This is a genomic window from Mycobacterium sp. ELW1 (assembly GCF_008329905.1).
In the GTDB taxonomy this organism is placed as follows: Bacteria; Actinomycetota; Actinomycetes; order Mycobacteriales; family Mycobacteriaceae; genus Mycobacterium.
Window position 1 is genome coordinate 4,106,238 of record NZ_CP032155.1, and the last position, 17,939, is coordinate 4,124,176.

A 17,939-nucleotide genomic window follows, 5' to 3' on the forward strand; every position below is an offset into this window, starting at 1 on the left:
GCGGCGCTTACCCGCCCGGCAGCGATGCCGGCGCGAAGTCGAACACCGCTGTGCCGCCGTAGAATTCGGCGGGATTCGGTACGTAGGCAGGGGTGTACGAGAAGTAGATCGGCCCTTGCAGGAACGGGATGATGCCGGTGTTGAAGCCGAGGCTGGCGGGCCAGACTTGGGGTGCCTCTTTTTGCGCGACCTGGGCTTCGGTGACCGTCGTCCGGTAGAGAAGTGTCTGACCATCCGGTGTGAAGACCTCGATGACGGTGCCGGCGGTCAGCGAATCGTACTCGGCGATGCCGGCCAGGTTTGGGGGCAGCATGGCCGCCGGAACGCCGCCGCCGATACCGCCGCTGTCGATGGTGGCGGTGGCACTCTGGGTGGTCTTCGACTCCGTGCCGTAGGTGACCTTGACCCAGAGCGTGGAATAGAACCACCCCGGGACGCGGGTGACTTCCGGCAACGGGTTGGCACCGAACGCGACCTGGCCGCCGGGCTCGTTGATCAACAAGCCCTGGCCGAGTCCGCCCGGAAGCGTCAACACCGGGCTGGCGATGTCGCCTCCGGTGTAGGGGGCGACGCCCATCGTCGGGGCGAGGGCATCGGCGTACTTCGTCTTATCCCAGTCCGACTCCGGAACCGGCACCCATTGGCCGTCCGTGTTCAGCTCCTCGATGTGGTCGACGACCGCGACCGGGGTGCCTGCGGTCACCATCCCGTTGCCGAAATCGAGAGTGGGTGTGTAGACGGTGTAGTAGAAGCGTCCCCAATCCGCGTACTGGATCATGCCGGTGACGCCGAGCGTCGGGCCTAGATCGTTCGGATCCAATTTGTTGATCGGAATGACGAGACCCGCTGAGCCCGTGTCGATTTCGACGTTCGTCAAGGGTGTGCCGTTGACGTTGAAGTCCACCGTCATGAAATCGGCGGTGGGGTTGTAGGTCAATGCGGTCACCGGTGCGCCACCTGTGGTCCCCGCTGGGCCGGTCATGCCCAGCAGCCCGCCGCGGCCTCCGGCACCGCCTGCGCCCGACACCCCACCGGCGCCACCGGCACCCCCATTGCCGGCGAACAGGCCACCGGCACCACCGGCACCACCGGACGCGCCGGCACCCCCGGATCCGGCTGCACCACCGTTGCCCAGCACTACCGCACTGCCACCGGCACCACCAGCCGCGCCGGCACCCCCGGATCCGCCGGATCCGCCGTCACCCCAGAGCATTCCGCCGGCCCCGCCGGCGCCGCCGACCACGCCCCAGCCACCGGCCCCACCTGCTCCGCCGGCCCCGAACAGCCCGGCCGCGCCGCCGCTACCGGCAGCGCCACCTGCTCGCGGCCCGGCACCCCCGGAGCCGCCGTCGCCGCCGTCTCCGATCGACAGTCCGCCGGCATGACCCCCGCCGCCACCGGCGCCACCGATTCCCGCGTAGCCCGTGGCCGCACCGCCATCGCCGCCCGCACCGGCGCGGCCGAACACCGAGAACAGACCCGTGTCGCCGCCGGCACCGCCCGCGCCGCCGACGCCGAAGTTGCCTGCCGCCGCGCCGCCCCCACCACCGTTTCCGGCGACACCCAGGATCGACAACACACCGGTGCTACCTCCGGCGCCACCGGCACCGGCCACCAGCCCGGTTCCGGTGACCGCCCCGCCGGCCCCACCTGAACCGCCGTTGCCCGCGAGCAGCCCACCCCGGCCGCCGTCGCCACCGGCACCACCGGCGATGCCCGCACCGCCGGCACCGCCGGAGCCCAGCAGACCGGCCGAGCCGCCATTACCCCCGGCATAGCCGCTACCACCGTTGCCCCACAACAGACCGGACCGTCCGCCAGCGCACGCCGCACCCTGGTTGCAGGTCTCCGAGGTCCAGCTGTAGCCGTTGCCGATCAGGATCCCGGCGTCGGGATGAGCGGCGGTGCCGTCGCCGACCAGACCGCTGATGAGTTGCTCGACGCTGGGCACGCTCAGCGAGTGGGCCGCCACTCTGGGACCGACTGCCACGGCGGAACGAGCCTGACCAGACCGCTGAGCCGTCAGTGTGGATCTGGGAACGGTGTTCTTCGCGCGCACCGGCCGGTGCCCCACGGACGGACGGGCCGCCGGCGCTGCGACCGAACCCGTCGAGCTCGGCGCCGACGACCCGGTGTCGGCTTGCGCCGCTGCGGACAACGTCACCGCCGCTGCGCCGAAGGCCACCGTCAGCGCGCCTGCCCATCCGATGTAGCGCACACAACCGAGCCCGTCACGGCTTCTGGCCGCGGCGGGCCTGCCCGAAGCAGACCCGACAGCATCGGCACCAGTCACAGCTGACCCCCTCCGCACGGCCGACCACAGCCACCCTGACCGCAGACGCTACAACCAGCCGCCACGTCAGCACAGCAATTTGCTATCTGCGGATCACCGGCCGAAAGGCTGGTGCCCCGACTGCGAACGGTGGCCCTCTTCGCGGCCTCGTTTGGGAGTTACGTCGCCGCCCGCTCCGGGCACACCCGGGCAGACGACCGAATGCCTTACTGTTGCAATTTAGGTAAATCCGTCGCCCCGGTCGAAGTGACGCTGCCGCCGGCGTACACGCGATCACGGCGCGGATGTGGCGGGCCCACCCGTTCACCCGGCCCCTGAACGCGAATTCGGCGCGCTAACCGGTGCTGAGCACCGGCTAACGCGCCGAAAATCGAAGAACCTTAGGCGGTTTCGGTGATGGGCCGGTCGACCCAGCTCATCAGGTCGCGCAGCTTCTTGCCGGTGACCTCGATCGGGTGCTCGGCGTTCTTCTTGCGCAGCTCTTCGAGTTCCTTGTTGCCGCCCTCGACGTTGGCGACCAGGCGCTTGACGAAGCTGCCGTCCTGGATGTCCTTGAGGATGCCGCGCATCCGCTCCTTGGTGTCGGCATCGATGACGCGCGGGCCGGAGATGTAGCCACCGAACTCCGCGGTGTCGGACACCGAATAGTTCATCCGGGCGATGCCGCCCTCGTACATCAGGTCGACGATCAGCTTGAGCTCGTGCAGCACCTCGAAGTACGCCATCTCGGGGGCGTAGCCCGCCTCGACCATGACCTCGAAGCCGGCCTTGACGAGTTCCTCGGTGCCACCGCACAACACGGCCTGCTCACCGAAGAGGTCGGTCTCGGTCTCTTCCTTGAAGTCGGTCTTGATGACGCCCGCGCGGGTGCCACCGATGCCCTTGGCGTAGGACAGCGCCAGCGCCTGGCCTTCACCCTTGGGGTCCTGGTCGACGGCGATCAGGCAGGGCACGCCCTTGCCGTCGACGAACTGGCGGCGCACCAGATGGCCGGGGCCCTTGGGGGCGACCATGCCGATGGTCACGTTGGCCGGCGGCTTGATCAGACCGAAGTGGATGTTCAGGCCGTGGCCGAAGAACAGCGCGTTGCCGTCCTCGAGGTTCGGCTCGATGTCGTTCTTGAAGATCTCGGCCTGCGCGGTGTCGGGGGCCAGCAGCATGATCACATCGGCCCACTTGGCGACCTCGGCGGGAGTGTCGACCTCGAGGCCCTGCTCGGTGACCTTCTCGCGAGACTTGGAGCCCTCTTTGAGGCCGACCTTGACCTGCACACCCGAGTCACGCAGGCTCAGCGAGTGCGCGTGGCCCTGGCTGCCGTAACCGATCACTCCGACCTTGCGGCCCTGAATGATCGACAGGTCGGCGTCATCGTCGTAGAACATCTCAACTGACACGATTGAACTTTCCTTCTGTTGTTTTCTTCGGTGGGGTCGTTACTTGGCGTTCGTCATGCCGCGCGGTCCACGCGACAGTGACACCACGCCGGACTGCACGATCTCGCGCACGCCATAGGGTTCAAGCACCCGCAGGAACGCCTCGATCTTCTCCTGGGTGCCGGTGGCCTCGATGGTCAGCGACTCGGTGGACACGTCGATCACCTTGGCGCGGAACAGGTTCACCGCCTCGATGACCTGACCGCGAGTGCCGGCGTCGGCGCGCACCTTGATCAGCGCGAGTTCACGGTGCACCGAGTTCTCGGCGTCCTGCTCGACGATCTTGATCACGTTGATCAGCTTGTTGAGCTGCTTCGTGATCTGCTCGAGCGGCGTCTCCTCCGCGGTGACGACAATCGTCATCCGCGACATGTTCTTCTGCTCGGTGGCTCCGACAGCCAACGACTCGATGTTGAAACCGCGCCGGGAGAACAGTGCGGCCACGCGGGCCAGCACACCGGGCTTGTCTTCGACCAACACCGAAAGGGTGTGGGTGACAGTGTTTCCCGCCATCAGGCCCGTCCCTCCTCATTGTCGTCGAACAGCGGGCGGATGTTGCGCGCCGCCATGATCTCGTCGTTGCCGCATCCGGCCGCGACCATCGGCCACACCTGGGCGTCGGCGCCGACGATGAAGTCGATCACCACCGGCCGGTCGTTGATGGCCCGAGCCTGATTGATCACGTCGGCCACGTCTTCCTCACGCTCGCAACGCAACCCGACACACCCGTATGCCTCGGCCAGCTTGACGAAGTCCGGGATGCGATGGCTGTGGGTGGCCAGATCGGTCTGGCTGTATCGCTCTTCGTAGAAGAGGGTCTGCCACTGGCGGACCATGCCCAGGTTGCCGTTGTTGATCAGCGCCACCTTGATCGGCACCCCTTCGACCGCGCAGGTGGCCAGCTCCTGATTGGTCATCTGGAAGCAGCCGTCACCGTCGATCGCCCACACCTCGGCATCGGGGCGGGCCATTTTGGCGCCCATGGCCGCCGGGACGGCGTAGCCCATGGTGCCCAGACCGCCGGAATTCAGCCAGGTGCGCGGGTTTTCGTAGGAGATGAACTGCGCTGCCCACATCTGGTGCTGGCCGACGCCCGCGACGTAGATGGCGTCCGGCCCGGCGATCTTGCCCAACTGGGAGATCACGTATTCCGGGCTGAGGCTGCCGTCGTGCTGCGGGTCGTAGCTCAGCGGGTAGGTCGCCTGAATCCCGTTCAGGTACTCCCACCAATCGGTTTGGTTGTCTCGCGGCGAGGTGCCGATCTTGCGCAGCGCCTCGATCAGCTCGCTGATCGCCAGCTTCACGTCGCCCACGATCGGCACGTCGGCGTTGCGGTTCTTACCGATCTCGGCGGGGTCGATGTCGACGTGGATCACCTTCGCCTCGGGGGCAAAGGAATCCAGCTTGCCGGTCACCCGGTCGTCGAAGCGTGCACCCAACGCGATCAGCAGATCGCTCTTTTGCAGGGCGGCCACCGCGGCAACGGTGCCGTGCATGCCCGGCATCCCCAGATTCTGCTGGTGGCTGTCCGGGAACGCACCGCGCGCCATCAGGGTGGTGACCACCGGGATGCCGGTCAGCTCGGCCAGCATCCGCAACTCGTCGGTGGCCTGTCCGCGGATCACGCCGCCGCCGACATAGAGCACCGGCTTGTGCGCCGCGGCGATCAGCTTGGCGGCCTCGCGGATCTGCCGGCTGTGCGGCTTGGTGTTGGGCTTGTAGCCGGGCAGGTCGATCTGCGGCGGCCACGAGAACATGCACGGTCCCTGCAGGATGTCCTTCGGGATGTCGACGAGGACCGCTCCCGGCCGTCCGCTTTGCGCGATGTGGAATGCCTCGGCGATCACCCGCGGGATGTCATCGCCGTTGCGCACCAGGAAATTGTGCTTGGTGATCGGCATCGTGATGCCGGAAATGTCCGCTTCCTGGAACGCGTCGGTCCCGATCAGCGTCCGTCCGACCTGCCCGGTGATGGCGACCACCGGGATCGAGTCCATCTGCGCGTCGGCCAGTGGGGTGACCAGGTTGGTGGCACCGGGGCCCGAGGTGGCCATCATGACCCCGACCTTGCCGGTGGCGTGCGCATAACCGCTGGCGGCGTGCCCGGCGCCCTGTTCGTGGCGGACCAGCACGTGGCGCAGTTTCTGGGAGTCGTAGAGCGGGTCGTAGACCGGCAGCACCGCGCCGCCCGGGATTCCGAAGATGGTCTCGACGCCGATCTCCTCCAGCGAGCGGACTACCGCCTGGGCGCCCGTGAGCTGCTCCGGGGCGACGCGCTTGGCGGCGGTCGTGCCGTTCTTACCGGCGGAATGTGCTGCGCCTGGGCTGTCGGCGGTGGCCGACGGCTCGGGTGGTCGCGTGGGTGCGCTCACGATGTCGTCCTTTTCGGTCCTGTTCATTTCTTCGGGCAAGAAAAAACCCCCGTCAGCTTCGGCGGCTGTACGAGGGTTGCGCGCTGGTGCGTGTGGCTATGCCCGTGTCGGGGCAAGCGCGGCACCAACGCGCTGGCCAATTACTACGAGCATTCCGCCGGTCTTCATAACCTGCGACGGTAGCCTCCGCACTGGTCAAGCGTCAAATCCCGACGCGGCCCTGAAGCCCCGCCGCCGGTTGGTGGGATGATTACAGCCATGGCCTCCCGTCGTGCACCCGATGATTCGACGACCACACCCACCAAACCTGTGGTGATCCGGATGTCGCCGATGGCGCATTTCGCCTCCGGCTTCCTGGCGCTGGGCCTGCTGGTGATGATCACCGTGTTCCCCACCTGGGGTGCGGTGTTCATGGTGCTGCCCATCCTGGCCTCGGTGGCGATCGTGCGTCTGCGCACGGTGGCTGACCGCACCACTCTGACGGCACGCACGCTGTTCGGCAGCCGCACGGTGCGCTGGGATGAGGTCGACGGTCTGGGATTCGAGCGCACATCGTGGGCCCGGGCGCACTTGCGGGACGGCTCGCAGCTACTGCTGCCCGCGGTGACGTTCACAACGCTGCCGCTGCTGGCCGAGGCCAGCGGCGGGCGCGTGCCCAATCCGTACGAGTGAACGGGCCGTACGAGTGATCAGGCCAGTGGGTTGTTGCCGTGCAGGAACACCCACGCCGCGATGCCGCCACCGATGCCGAGCAGCAACGCGATGAACGACCCGACGAACGGGCGCCGGGCCCAGCCGCGTCCGCCGTCGAATCCGTAGCGGCCGGGGCCGACCAGGATGACCGCCGAGGTCGCGACGATCAGCACCAGCAGGTACTCGATGCCGTCCGGTCCCAATACGGCCAGGTAGCCGTCCTGGCGCTGCGCCGAGATGATCGTGAGCAGGCTGTTCACCAGGTAGGCGATCCCGCCCGCGGCGGCGATCGGGGTGAACAGCCCGAGCACCAGCAGGACACCCACCAGGATCTGGGCGCCGGCACCGGCATAGGTGAGCACGCTGGCGTGCTGGTATCCGGCGTCGGCGAGCGCGGTCTTGAAGCCGTCCAGCCCCTGGCCGCCCCACCAGCCGAAGGCCTTCTGCAGTCCGTGTCCGATGAACGCCGCACCGATGACGACGCGCAACAGCAACAGGCCGAGGTCCTGGGTGCCGCGGCGACCCGCGGCCTTCGCCCGTTCTTCGGCGTCGATGGGTTCGATCTCCATCGGCGTGGCCTGCGAGGGTGTCGGGTCCATGTGCGGCTGCACATAGGGCAACGGCTCGGGGTCGTGCAGCAGGCCGTAGCCGGTTGACGGCGCCGAACCCGGCAGTCCCGACGTGTAGTGCGGAATCGTCGTGGTCTCGAAGTCGCCACCGTAGGTGGCCGAGGGGAGATCGTCCTCCGGGTCGACCAGCTTGGCCGACGTCGGCCGGGCCGAGGAATCGTCGGGGCGCTGCCAGTGCGGATCGGGGCCTTGACTCGTCACGGGAGTCAGAGTAAGGCCACCCGGGGTGCAAACCTGGGATTTGAGCGGCGCTTCTAGCGGCCAATATTGCCTGGATTTCGCGTCACTGCGGGGCCGTCGTGGCGAACATCGACGCGATATCCGTAACCTGGCGGGCATGCAGGTACGCCGGTCGGTTCGCGGAGTGCTGGCCGGGCTCTGCGCAGTGACGGTCGTGGCCGGGTCATCGGCGGGCTGCGCGAAGTTCAACAACGATATTTCGCAGCCCTTCACCACGGCCCCGCAGTTGGCCCCGGGCCAGTCGTCGCCACCCCCGCCGCCACCGCCGCTGCCGCCCAAGCCCTTCCCCAAGGTCTGCCCCGCGCCCGGCGTCATGCAGGGCTGCCTGGAGAGCACCAGCGGGCTGATCATGGGTCCGGACAGCAAGACCGCTCTGGTGGCCGAACGCACCACCGGTGCCGTCAAAGACGTGTCGGTGAGCGCGGAGCCGAAAATCCACACCGTCATCCCGGTCGACCCCAGTGGGGACGGCGGGCTGATGGACATCGTGCTGTCCCCCACCTACTCGCAGGACCGGCTGATGTACGCCTACATCAGCACGCCCACCGACAACCGGGTGATCCGCGTCGCCGACGGCGACATCCCCAAGGACATCCTGACCGGGATTCCCAAGGGCGCCACCGGCAATAGCGGATCGTTGATCTTCACCAGCCCGACGACGCTCGTCGTGCAGACCGGCGACGCAGGCAACCCGGCTCTGGCCGCGGATCCGAAGTCGTTGGCAGGCAAGGTCATCCGCCTCGAACAGCCGACCACCGTGCAGCCCGCGCCGCCCACCACCGCACTGTCCGGGATGGGCCCGGCCGGCGGCATGTGCATCGATCCCACCGACAAGTCGCTCTACATCACCGATCGTTCCGCGGCAGGTGACCGCCTGCAGCGCATCACACCGGACGCCAAGACCTCCACGGTCTGGACGTGGCCGGACCGGCCCGGCGTCGCGGGCTGCGCCGCGCTGGATGGCACGGTGCTGGTGAACCTGGTGAACGCCAAGCAAACCGTCGCGGTGCGACTGGCGAAAGGCACCGGGTCGGTGACCGGCGAGCCCGAGGTGGTGCGTCAGGACACGCACGGCCACGCCTGGGCGCTGCAGGTCGCCCCGGACGGAAACATCTGGGGCGCAACGATCAACCGCACCGCCGGTGATGCCGAGAAGCTCGACGACGTGGTCTTCCCGCTCTTCCCGCAGGGCGGCGGCTTCCCGCGCAGCAACGCCGACAACACCTGACACCAACCAAACGGGTCTCCCGTAATTGGTCGTTTTCGATCGACATCCGCAGGTGGCGGGCCTATCAGCCGACTCGGCTCTGGTAGCGTCTACCAAATATTGGGTTCCGGCCATTGGAGGAGTCGTGGGTCGCTCGCGCATGACACCGAACGCGGGTGGGAGCCATGCCTACGACGACGGAACGCGCCGCACCGAGATATTGCAGACCGCGGCCTCGATCATCGCGACGTCCGGCCTCCGCACGTCCCTGCAGGAGATCGCTGACGCGGCGGGCATTCTTCCCGGCAGCCTGTATCACCACTTCGATTCCAAAGAAGCGATCCTCGTCGAGTTGCTGCACCGCTATCACGAGGACCTGGACCGGATCGCCGACGGGGCGCAGGGCCGTCTCAACGATCCCGAGTTCCATCCGGCCTTCGACCAGATCGCCGACCTGTGCAAGGCGATCGCGCACTGTTCGGTCACCCATCGTGCCGCCTTGCAGATGTCGTTCTATGAAGGCCCGAGTTCGAATCATGAGCTGACCGCGCTGACGGCGCGCCGCCCCACCGCGCTGGTGCAGGCGATGCTGGAAACCCTTCGGGCGGCGCGCTGGAGCGGCTACCTGAGGTCCGACGTGGATCTGGCCGTGCTGGCCGAGCGGATCGTGCAGACGATGCTGCAGATCGGGCTCGATGTCATCCGCGGCAACGCCAGCTCGGACAAGTCCGCGGCGCTGCTGTGCCGAATCCTTCTCGAGGGCCTGGCCGCCGGCTCACCGACCGACGAACAACTGGACGGATCCGCGGCGTTCCGGGCCGCCGACGCCGTCGTCCGGTCCTGGACCGATGACGCCGACGCCGAGGCCGATGACAAGGCGGCCCACGTACGCGCCATCGCCAGAACCGAATTCGGCAAGAAGGGCTACGAGGTCACGACCGTCCGCGACATCGCGTCGGCGGCCGGCATGGGCACCGGGACGGTGTACCGGTTGATCGGGTCCAAGGACCAGCTGCTGGCGTCGATCATGCAGTCGTTCGGCGAGAAGGTCGCCATGGGGTGGTCAGAGGTATTGGCGGCGGACTCCTCCAGTGTCGAGAAGCTGGACGCCCTCAGCTGGATCAACACCAACGCGATGGACCGCTTCGCCGACGAGTTCCGGATTCAGCTGGCGTGGATGCGGCAGTCTCCCCCGGACACGCCCAACCCGGGATGGCTGTTCACCAAGCGGGTGCGTCAGATGAAAGCCTTGCTCTCCGAAGGCATCAACTCCGGCGAGATCAGCATCGACAGCCCGTCCAACGATCTGCTGGCGCGCTCGGTCATCGGCGTCGGCTGGATTCCCGAGAGCATCCTGCGCGAGATCGGCACCCGCGCCTCGCTGTTGTGCATCCGCGACACCTCACTTCGCGGCGTCGTCGTCACACGGTCGTAGGTTTTCGCTCGCTAACGGGGATCGAAGAGCACCGGCAACGACGTCGGCGACCGGAATATCTGTCCGCGAATGTGCGGATCGTCCCCGTCCGGATCCATCCGCAGATTGGGCAGGCGGTCCAGCAGAAGGTTGGCGGCGGTGCGCATCTCGAGCCGGGCCAGGTGCATGCCGAGGCAGACGTGCACGCCGTATCCCCAGCCGAGGCTACTGCGCGGCTCGCGGAAGATGTCGAACCTGTCGGGATCCGGCCAACGGTCCTCCTGCCGGTTCGCCGCCCCCAGCATCGGCATCACCGACGCACCCGCCGGAATCGACACCCCGCCCAGTTCGGTGTCGCGGGTGGCAACCCGAGTGATGGTGAGCAGCGGTGGATTCCACCGCACCCCCTCCTCGATGGCCTGAGGCAGCAGCGACCGGTCATTGCGCACCGCATCGAGCTCAGCGGGGTCGGACAGCAAGGCGAACAGCAGATTCCCGAGGGACCGGTACGTCGTCTCCACGCCCGCCGGCAGCAGGAGTCGCAGAAACGAGAAGATCTCCTCGTCCGCCAGCTTCGATCCGTCGATCTCGGCGGCGGCCAGCAGGCTGATCAGGTCGTCGCGTGGCTCGGCGCGTCGTGCCTCGAGGATCGGCCGGTAGTACTCCACCAGTGCTGCCGAAGCCGCCAGTCCCCGTTCAGGATTCATGATCCAGCTCAGCAGGGAGATCGACCAGCGCTGAAACTGGGGATAGTCCTCCTCGGGCAGCCCCAGCAGTCCGGCGATGATCCGGCTCGGATAGGTGAACGTGAACTCTTTCACCAGATCCGCCTTGCCGTTCGGCGCGAAGGCGTCGATGAGCTCGTTACCCACCCGCGCGACCAGTTCGTCCTGGAAGCGGGCCAGTGACTTCTGGGAGAAGGCCTTCGAGATCAGCGCGCGCAACCGCCCGTGTACGGGTTCGTCCATGCCGAGCATCACCCGCTCACCGAGCACCGGGCCGAAGGCGGCGATCACACCGGCCGACGAGAATGTCTCGTTGTCGCGCAGCATCTGCTGCGCTTCCTCGAAGCGGTACACGATGAAAACGGGTAAGCCGGCTTCCCCGGGCATCGACGACCCTTCGATGCGTTGGACCGGCTGTTCTCGACGCAGCCGGGCCAGCTCCGGAAACGGGTCACGCACGTTGCCGGACACGACTTCGTCGAACGAACCGAAGTCGTCGAGATCGTCGAAGAGTTGTTCCATACCGGCTCCTAGATTGAAATTGGTTATCAGTCAGCGGGATTCGGCAGCGCGCAGGCACCTTCACCGGCAGGTGGGGGCGTCACATCGGGGCGGCCGTCCGGCAGGCCCTGCTGCCAGGTGGACCACTTGCCCACCGAGTACGGGCCCTGTGCTCCCGCCTTCTCGTAGTTGCCCTGCGGGTCGTAAACCTTGGCCTCGGGGTAGGGCCACGGACAGGCGACAGAGGTGGCGGCGCCGCTGGCCTTGATCACCCAGAACCAGCTGCCGTACGCGAAGTACGAGACGTTGATGATCGCGAACATCACCAGGAAGGTGCCCAGAACCGGCCTGGCCGGGAAGATCTTGGCCCTGGCGGCGAGCTTCTCCGCGACCGACTTCCCGGTGTCGTCGCGGTAGACCAGGATCGCCGCCGGGATCATCACGAATGTCACCGACAACGACTCCCACAGCAGTGGGAACTGGAATGTGCTGCCGCCGAACAACGTTCCGAACGGGATCGCCTGAGAGTAGATGTACAACCCGGTGCGGACCAGGCTGATCTCCAGGATCGCGTCGAAGATGAACCCGATGACCAGCACCAGGGCGCCGAGGCTGATCAGCGGGTGCCGGCTGACGTACGATGCGGGACCGTACTTGGCCTGCAGCTTGCGCAGAATCCAGATCGCCGGGAAGTACGGCCCGAAGTAGAACGTGACGTAGCCGAACACGATGAAGGGTTCGACGGTCGGCGACATCATGATCAGGTACCAGGATTCCGGCCAGTGCACCAAGATCGGGTTGTACACCGCATACGGCGACCAGTTCATGATCGGGTCCTGCCACACGATCAGCGTCGTACACAGCACCATGAGCAACACGGGGCTGCCCGGGTTCTTGCGCCAGCCGCGGATGAAGACGATGGTGAGCACCGCGACCATGAGCGCGACACCGATCTGCGGCACCAGCTGCCAGTGGTCCCACGCGTTCAGAAACGCGACAGGGCGGGGTCGGCCCTCGACGTTCGGGTTGGCTACCCGCGGGTCGACGCGGGTACGCCCGACCGCTGCGAACAAGCCGAGAAAGCCGAGCCAGGCAATCAATGAGATCACTCGACCCCAGTTCGGCCCGGCGCCAACTGTTTCCGTCGGTGGCGGTGCGGGCGCGGATTCCTGCGTTGCCATCGGGATCAGTCCTCCGAGCCGAAGCGATCGACCAGGTGCGAGTTGACGCCGTCGGCGTCGAGGGTGCGCGCCACCAGGTAACCGGCCCCCATCCACGCGCGACGCGTCCATTTGCCCAGCGACACACGGGTTCCCGGCGCACCGGAGGCGGCCGGCATCATCTTCACTCGTTCCAGCGCCTCCTTCACGCCCCGGGGGCTGAGCGGATGTGAGTCGGCAAACGCCCGTACCAGCGTTGCGGCGACGTCATGGTTGACCACCGTGACGCAGTATTCGGGCCTGCTACCGTCGTAGCGGGCGGCGTACCGGTCGAGCCATGCCTGCCCGATCGGATTGCCCTCGTCGTATTGGTCGACCCCGGTCCAGCCCATGAAGGCCTGCCACATGATCGGGTTGACCCAGGCGTTCTGAAAAGCGGTGGTGGTGAACCGCGGTGGATCCCAGCCGAGCGCCTCCAGCGCCGGATTGACGAAGACGATCCCGAAACCGAAGCCAAGGTGTACGACGGCGTTGGCTTTCGCTTCGTGCAGCGCGCGGACCGCCTCGTCGACATCCTGCGCTGTCTGAGCGATAGCGGCCTCGGCGACGATGCGAATACCTTTGCGGCGGCAGGCACTTCGGAGGTTCTTCAGGTAGCTTTCGCCGATCAGGCTTTGTTCGACCAGCACACCGATGTTCGTCAGTCCCCGCTTGGCTGCGAGATCGGCGATGAAGATCGGTTCGTCGGTCATCGAGCCTTGGGGAAACGAGAACGTCCACTCCCCCAGCCAGTCGTCGGTTCCGGTGACGCTGATCGCAGGGACCTTGAAACGTTCCTCGATCGCCTCGCGCAGCGGCACACAGTTGTCGGTGATGTTGGGCCCGAACACCACCAGAGCACCGTCGTCGACGAGTTCGGCGTAGGCGTCGATCACGGCCTTCACACTGCCTTTGGGCAGTCCCTCGACTTCCCGGTAGATCATCCGCACCGGCCGGTCGAGGACACCCTCGGCGATGGCCTCCTCGAAGACCAGGTCGAAGCATCGGGTGAAGGACGACAGCAACTCGTCCTGGAAGCCGGGGGGCAGCGTGAAGTCCATCAGGTAACCGACCTTGATCGGCTCTGCGGTGCTCTCGTAGGACATTGACGTCTCCTGGTCAGGCCGGTGCGGCGAGGTAGATGTCGATCATTTCGGCAAGCCCGCGGCGGACGACCGCATCGTCGGTCAGCGGCCCCGCGATCGCGGCGAGCGCTGCGTCGCGCATCGGCAACCCCTCGGCGACCAGCCGACCCGCCGCGATCAGCACCCGCGTCGATGCCACTTCTCGCAGTCCGCCCGCTTCCAGGCGGCGTACCGCCTGGCCGAAACGCACCAGTGCAGCTGCCACCGAGCGGGCGACCGCCGCCTCCCGGATCACGATCTCTTCCTCGACTTCGGTTGTGGGAAAACTGAAATCGATGGCAACCATGCGCTGACGGGTGGAGTCCTTCAGATCCTTGAGCACACTCTGATAGCCGGGGTTGTAGGAGACGACCAGCCCGAAGCCGGGCGCGGCGTCCAGCGTCACACCGAGCCGTTCGATGGGAAGCTGGCGGCGGTAATCGGCGAGTGGGTGCAGGACCACCGTCGTGTCCTGGCGGGCCTCGACCACCTCGTCGAGGTAGCAGATCGCACCCTCACGCACAGCGCGGGTCAACGGCCCGTCGACCCACACGGTTTCGTCACCGCGCAGCAGGTAGCGGCCGACCAGATCGGCGGTGGTCAGGTCGTCGTGGCACGCCACGGTGATCAGCGGGCGACCGAGATCGTGGGCCATCGCCTCGACGAACCGGGTCTTTCCGCAGCCGGTGGGGCCTTTGAGCAATAGCGAAAGCCCTTGCCGATAGGCCGCTTTGAAGACCGTTTCCTCGCTGCCGAGGGCCTGGTAGTACGGGCGCTCCCCACTGTGAAGGCAGCTGGCACCGTTGTTGTGCTCGAGCTCGCCCGGGAGCTGTGACATGACGATCGTCCTTCCCCGCAATTCTGCGGTGTAGGCAGCCTATCGCGGACCAGATGTTTGTTTCAACCGTGCTTCGCCGGCACCCGCTGCCGACGCTCGGCTGCGCGGACGGCTGATCGGAACAGTGGTCCGACGACGCCGGGAAGCTGCTCCGGACGGCTCACCACCGCGTACGCGGCGGTGCCGAAGACGTTGCGCAGCTCTGCCGAGTCGACGCGTGCCCCCACGGTCAGGCACACGCAACCGGTACCTCTGCGGCGCGCCTCATTGAGCGCGCGGCGCGCGTCGGCTGCACCGTAGTCGCGCTCGTAACCATGGTCGTAGGCAAGCCCGTCCGACAACACGACGAGGAGGCGCCGCGACGTGCCGCCACGCTCCTCGAGCACCCGTGCTCCGTGCCGGATGGCGGCGCCGAGTCGCGAATACGCGCCCGGCTGCACGCTGTTCAGAGTGCGCAGCACGTGGCTGTCGAGATGGTCGTCCATCCGCTTGATCGGCGTGATGTTCACGGCGGCTCGACCCTGAGAGTTGTAGCCGTACAACGCGACGCGATCACCGAGATCGTGCAGCGCGACAACGAGATCGGCGGCGGCGCTGCGTTGCTGCTCGTGGACTGTCCGGCCCACCGTTCCGGCCGCGGCCGACGAGCCCGATACGTCGAGCAGCACCAACACCGACAGGTCGCGGCGGCGACGCAGGCTGTCCAGATACACCGATTCGTCAGGCACCGATCCGGCCCGCACCTCCACGCGCGCGGACACCGCGGCATCGATGTCGATGTCGTCGCCCTGGGGCTGTCGGTGCCTGCGATGTAAACCCATGCCGAGGCGCGCGAGCGGCCGGCGAAACGCTACGGCATCGCAGATGGCGGCCGAAGCGTCCGGCTCGACCGTCGGTTCGACCTCACGGACCGTGCACCAGTTCGGGCGGTATCGCTGGTGGTGGACGTCCCACTCCGGATAGGTCAGGCCGTTCGCGCCGGCATCCGCGCCGCCCTCGGTCGCGGCCGGCGCAGTCGACGTGACCGCAGTGGCACCGCGCGTGGACACAGCGGCGCGATGCGTCGGCGTATCCGCACCCGGCGGCCCGCCGCCGGAGCTGCCCGCACGAGCGGACGACAGCATCTTCTTGAGCCATTTGCCGATGAAGCCGCCCCCACCGACCGGGCTGCTGAACAGGTCGGGACCGTCTGCCGCCGTGGTCGATTCGAGCTCCTCGCGCTCGGCCGTGGCGTCGCGTCGCGGAACGTGACCGACCGAGTCGCGGTCGGTCATCGCGACCCGGGATCCCATCGTCGCGAGTACCTGTCTCGGCCGGATCTCGCCGAAATGCGCAGGCGCGTCGGCGATCGGCGCCGAGCCTCTCGCGATCGCCAGCGACTCCGCGGCCGAGTGGCTGCCGCCGCAGACGCCCGGGGCGGCCGGCCACGCCGGCGCGCCCGGCAGCACGTCGGCGTTGGCCAGCACCGCGCGGTGCCCCTCGACGGCCAGGTACCGAGCGACCACCCGGGTCTTGCGACCCAGCGCTCGGAGGATCTCCGCATCGAGACTGCCCGCCGCGATCAGCGATGCTTGGACGGCGATGGCGTCGATGATCGCGCGCCGGTCGCCGTCGGGATCGACGAAGATGCGCTGGCCGTCGGTCCACGACGGCGAGCCGGGCTCACCGGGCGCCACCACCACGGTGCGTCCCGCCAGAGCCGATGCCACGAGGGCCAGCGGGGCGAGTCGCTCGTCGTCCACCACCGAGCACCTCCGCCCCTCCGGACCGACCCTGACGTCGTTGACCAAATATCTGTTCCACCGTAGAGTTGGATCGAAGGGCAGTCAACTGCCTGCTGACGCGGTGTCGGGGTCGCGGTTGTCCGAACCGAATTGACAAGGGTGACGGCATGATCGACTTCGCGGGCCAATCAGTCATCGTGACCGGTGCCGGTCGCGGACTCGGTGGCCGACGAAGCCGACGTCGAATTTCCAGAACCTCCGAAGACGATGTCCCGACACTGATTCCACGACCGCGTCCAGCCGTCCGATGACCGACCGCTATCGGTTTCATAAAGGAATCGACACGGCCTTGTTTTGGCCGTGCAACCCGCTACCGTCTTGATGGCCAATCACGATCGACACGGACGGGGAAACGTTGTCACCGAGCACCTACGGGCGCGCCGTGTCGGTCGGTATCGCGGCCGCGACCGTGCTGGGCTGGGTGTCCAGCCCACTTGCCGGTGCTGACCCCAGCCCGGGCGTGCCCTGCGGCAGCATCATCGAACAGCTCGCCTCCTCGCCGACGGCCGTGCCTGACATGCTCGGCACCGCGGCCTCGGCCGCAGGTGAAGCACTCCCGAACGCCGAAGCACTGACGCCGGCTCCCGCTGCCGCTCCCGCCGCGCCTGCGGCTGCGGCGTTGCCGGTAGCCGCTGCGCCGGTGACAGACAGCGCGCTGACCCCCGCGCCCCCGGTCGCGGTGCCGGTGGTTCCCGCCGCCGCGCTGCCCGTGCCCATAGCGCCCGCTCCGGTCGTGGTGCCGGCCGCCGCCCCCGTCGCGGCGCCCCTGCCGGCTGCGGTGCCGGCACCTGCCGCCATGCCGGCCGCTCCGGCCGTTCCCATCGAGGCTGCCGCGCCGGTGCCGGCCGCCGCACCTGCCACCGATGCCGTTCCGGTGGCGAACATCTCGCCCGCGCCACCGGTGGCCGCCCCGGCCCCACAAGCCGCACCGCTCGTCGAGGCCGTCCCGACACCGCCGGTTGCGGCCGCTGAGCCCGCGCCGATCACCCCACCCGTCGCTGCCGCGCCGGATGTCGCCGCGGTCCCCGCCCCCGGGGAACTCTTCTCGCTCACCCCGGAGCCCGCTGCTGCCACACCGATCCCGGAGGCCGTCGCGGCACCCCTGGCCGCTCCGGTCGAAGACTCCGCGGCCGCGCTACCGGCACCGGCTGCCGTTCCGCCCGCCGCAGCACCGGTTGTGGTGCCGCCCGCCCCGGTGCCGCTCGGCGCGCCGGTGCCGGTCGTTGCCGCACCCGCCGCGCCCGTGCCCGCACCGCCGATTCCCGCGGCGCTCACCACGTTGCCCGACGCGGCCGCGTTGGCGCCGCCGCTGCCGGTCCAGGCCATCGTCGACGCCATCCCGGGTGGACAACTGCTACCCGCCCAGATCCCGGTTCCCCACGATCTGATCTGCGAAGGCACCGCGTGGTCGGCCGCAGCGGGGACGGCTACATCGCAGCCGCACCACCCGGCCGCGCGCCCGCCGCTGTGGGCTGACACGCCGTAAC

General features: G+C 67.8%; 15 protein-coding genes. 5 read left to right on the forward strand and 10 right to left on the reverse strand.

Features of this window, described 5'->3' with window-relative positions; translation table 11 throughout:
* Nucleotides 1–7: 7 nt before the first annotated feature.
* Nucleotides 8–1,990: a PecA family PE domain-processing aspartic protease gene (locus D3H54_RS19490; RefSeq protein ID WP_149380449.1), complete on the reverse strand. Its 1,983-nt coding sequence runs from the start codon at nucleotides 1,988–1,990 to the stop codon at nucleotides 8–10.
* 37 nt (nucleotides 1,991–2,027) lie between these two features.
* On the opposite strand from D3H54_RS19490, the gene D3H54_RS19495 reads away from it, so the two are divergent.
* On the forward strand, nucleotides 2,028–2,213 hold the full coding sequence (locus D3H54_RS19495) for a hypothetical protein (protein ID WP_149380450.1): 186 nt from the start codon (nucleotides 2,028–2,030) through the stop codon (nucleotides 2,211–2,213).
* Nucleotides 2,214–2,673: 460 nt separating this feature from the next.
* Here the strand turns inward: D3H54_RS19495 and ilvC are convergent, their stop codons facing one another.
* From ilvC to D3H54_RS19510, 3 genes are read right to left on the reverse strand one after another with little or no spacing between them, the layout of a single operon-like run.
* Nucleotides 2,674–3,675, reverse strand: coding sequence for a ketol-acid reductoisomerase (ilvC, locus tag D3H54_RS19500; RefSeq protein ID WP_210419750.1), 1,002 nt, complete (start codon nucleotides 3,673–3,675; stop codon nucleotides 2,674–2,676).
* Between the two features lie 51 nt (nucleotides 3,676–3,726).
* The gene (gene ilvN / locus D3H54_RS19505; RefSeq protein WP_149380452.1) at nucleotides 3,727–4,239 is read right to left on the reverse strand and encodes an acetolactate synthase small subunit; all 513 of its coding nucleotides are present in this window, start codon (nucleotides 4,237–4,239) and stop codon (nucleotides 3,727–3,729) included.
* A complete protein-coding gene (locus D3H54_RS19510) occupies nucleotides 4,239–6,098 on the reverse strand; it encodes an acetolactate synthase large subunit (protein WP_149380453.1) in 1,860 nt (619 codons plus the stop codon). The genes ilvN and D3H54_RS19510 overlap by 1 nt, the downstream gene beginning before the upstream one ends.
* 258 nt (nucleotides 6,099–6,356) lie before the next feature.
* On the opposite strand from D3H54_RS19510, the gene D3H54_RS19515 reads away from it, so the two are divergent.
* Complete coding sequence (locus tag D3H54_RS19515; protein ID WP_168214916.1) at nucleotides 6,357–6,770, forward strand: PH domain-containing protein; 414 nt, start codon at nucleotides 6,357–6,359, stop codon at nucleotides 6,768–6,770.
* A 17-nt stretch (nucleotides 6,771–6,787) separates the two neighbouring features.
* Here the strand turns inward: D3H54_RS19515 and D3H54_RS19520 are convergent, their stop codons facing one another.
* Complete coding sequence (locus D3H54_RS19520) at nucleotides 6,788–7,621, reverse strand: DoxX family protein (protein WP_286198934.1); 834 nt, start codon at nucleotides 7,619–7,621, stop codon at nucleotides 6,788–6,790.
* Nucleotides 7,622–7,757: 136 nt separating this feature from the next.
* Between D3H54_RS19520 and D3H54_RS19525 the strand changes: the two genes are divergently transcribed.
* Together D3H54_RS19525 and D3H54_RS19530 are read left to right on the forward strand one after the other, a co-directional pair.
* Nucleotides 7,758–8,888 (forward strand): PQQ-dependent sugar dehydrogenase, encoded by a 1,131-nt coding sequence (locus tag D3H54_RS19525; protein ID WP_149380455.1) that lies wholly within the window; start codon nucleotides 7,758–7,760, stop codon nucleotides 8,886–8,888.
* 139 nt (nucleotides 8,889–9,027) lie between these two features.
* Nucleotides 9,028–10,302 (forward strand): TetR/AcrR family transcriptional regulator, encoded by a 1,275-nt coding sequence (locus D3H54_RS19530; protein ID WP_210419575.1) that lies wholly within the window; start codon nucleotides 9,028–9,030, stop codon nucleotides 10,300–10,302.
* An 11-nt stretch (nucleotides 10,303–10,313) separates the two neighbouring features.
* On the opposite strand, the gene D3H54_RS19535 is transcribed toward D3H54_RS19530, so the two are convergent.
* The 5 genes from D3H54_RS19535 to D3H54_RS19555 all read right to left on the reverse strand — a co-directional run bounded on the left by D3H54_RS19535 (nucleotide 10,314) and on the right by D3H54_RS19555 (nucleotide 16,413).
* Entirely contained in the window at nucleotides 10,314–11,528 is a 1,215-nt protein-coding gene (locus tag D3H54_RS19535; RefSeq protein ID WP_149380457.1) for a cytochrome P450, read from the reverse strand.
* Between the two features lie 26 nt (nucleotides 11,529–11,554).
* Nucleotides 11,555–12,688 carry a spirocyclase AveC family protein gene (locus D3H54_RS19540; protein WP_149380458.1) on the reverse strand — a complete coding sequence of 378 codons (1,134 nt, stop codon included), beginning with the start codon at nucleotides 12,686–12,688 and terminating at the stop codon, nucleotides 11,555–11,557.
* Nucleotides 12,689–12,693: 5 nt separating this feature from the next.
* Nucleotides 12,694–13,812, reverse strand: coding sequence for an ABC transporter substrate-binding protein (locus D3H54_RS19545; protein WP_149380459.1), 1,119 nt, complete (start codon nucleotides 13,810–13,812; stop codon nucleotides 12,694–12,696).
* Between the two features lie 13 nt (nucleotides 13,813–13,825).
* Complete coding sequence (locus D3H54_RS19550; protein ID WP_149380460.1) at nucleotides 13,826–14,668, reverse strand: CbbQ/NirQ/NorQ/GpvN family protein; 843 nt, start codon at nucleotides 14,666–14,668, stop codon at nucleotides 13,826–13,828.
* 62 nt (nucleotides 14,669–14,730) lie between these two features.
* A complete protein-coding gene (locus tag D3H54_RS19555; protein ID WP_149380461.1) occupies nucleotides 14,731–16,413 on the reverse strand; it encodes a nitric oxide reductase activation protein NorD in 1,683 nt (560 codons plus the stop codon).
* A 421-nt stretch (nucleotides 16,414–16,834) separates the two neighbouring features.
* On the opposite strand from D3H54_RS19555, the gene D3H54_RS19560 reads away from it, so the two are divergent.
* Nucleotides 16,835–17,938 carry a hypothetical protein gene (locus tag D3H54_RS19560; RefSeq protein WP_149380462.1) on the forward strand — a complete coding sequence of 368 codons (1,104 nt, stop codon included), beginning with the start codon at nucleotides 16,835–16,837 and terminating at the stop codon, nucleotides 17,936–17,938.
* Nucleotide 17,939: the final 1 nt, after the last annotated feature.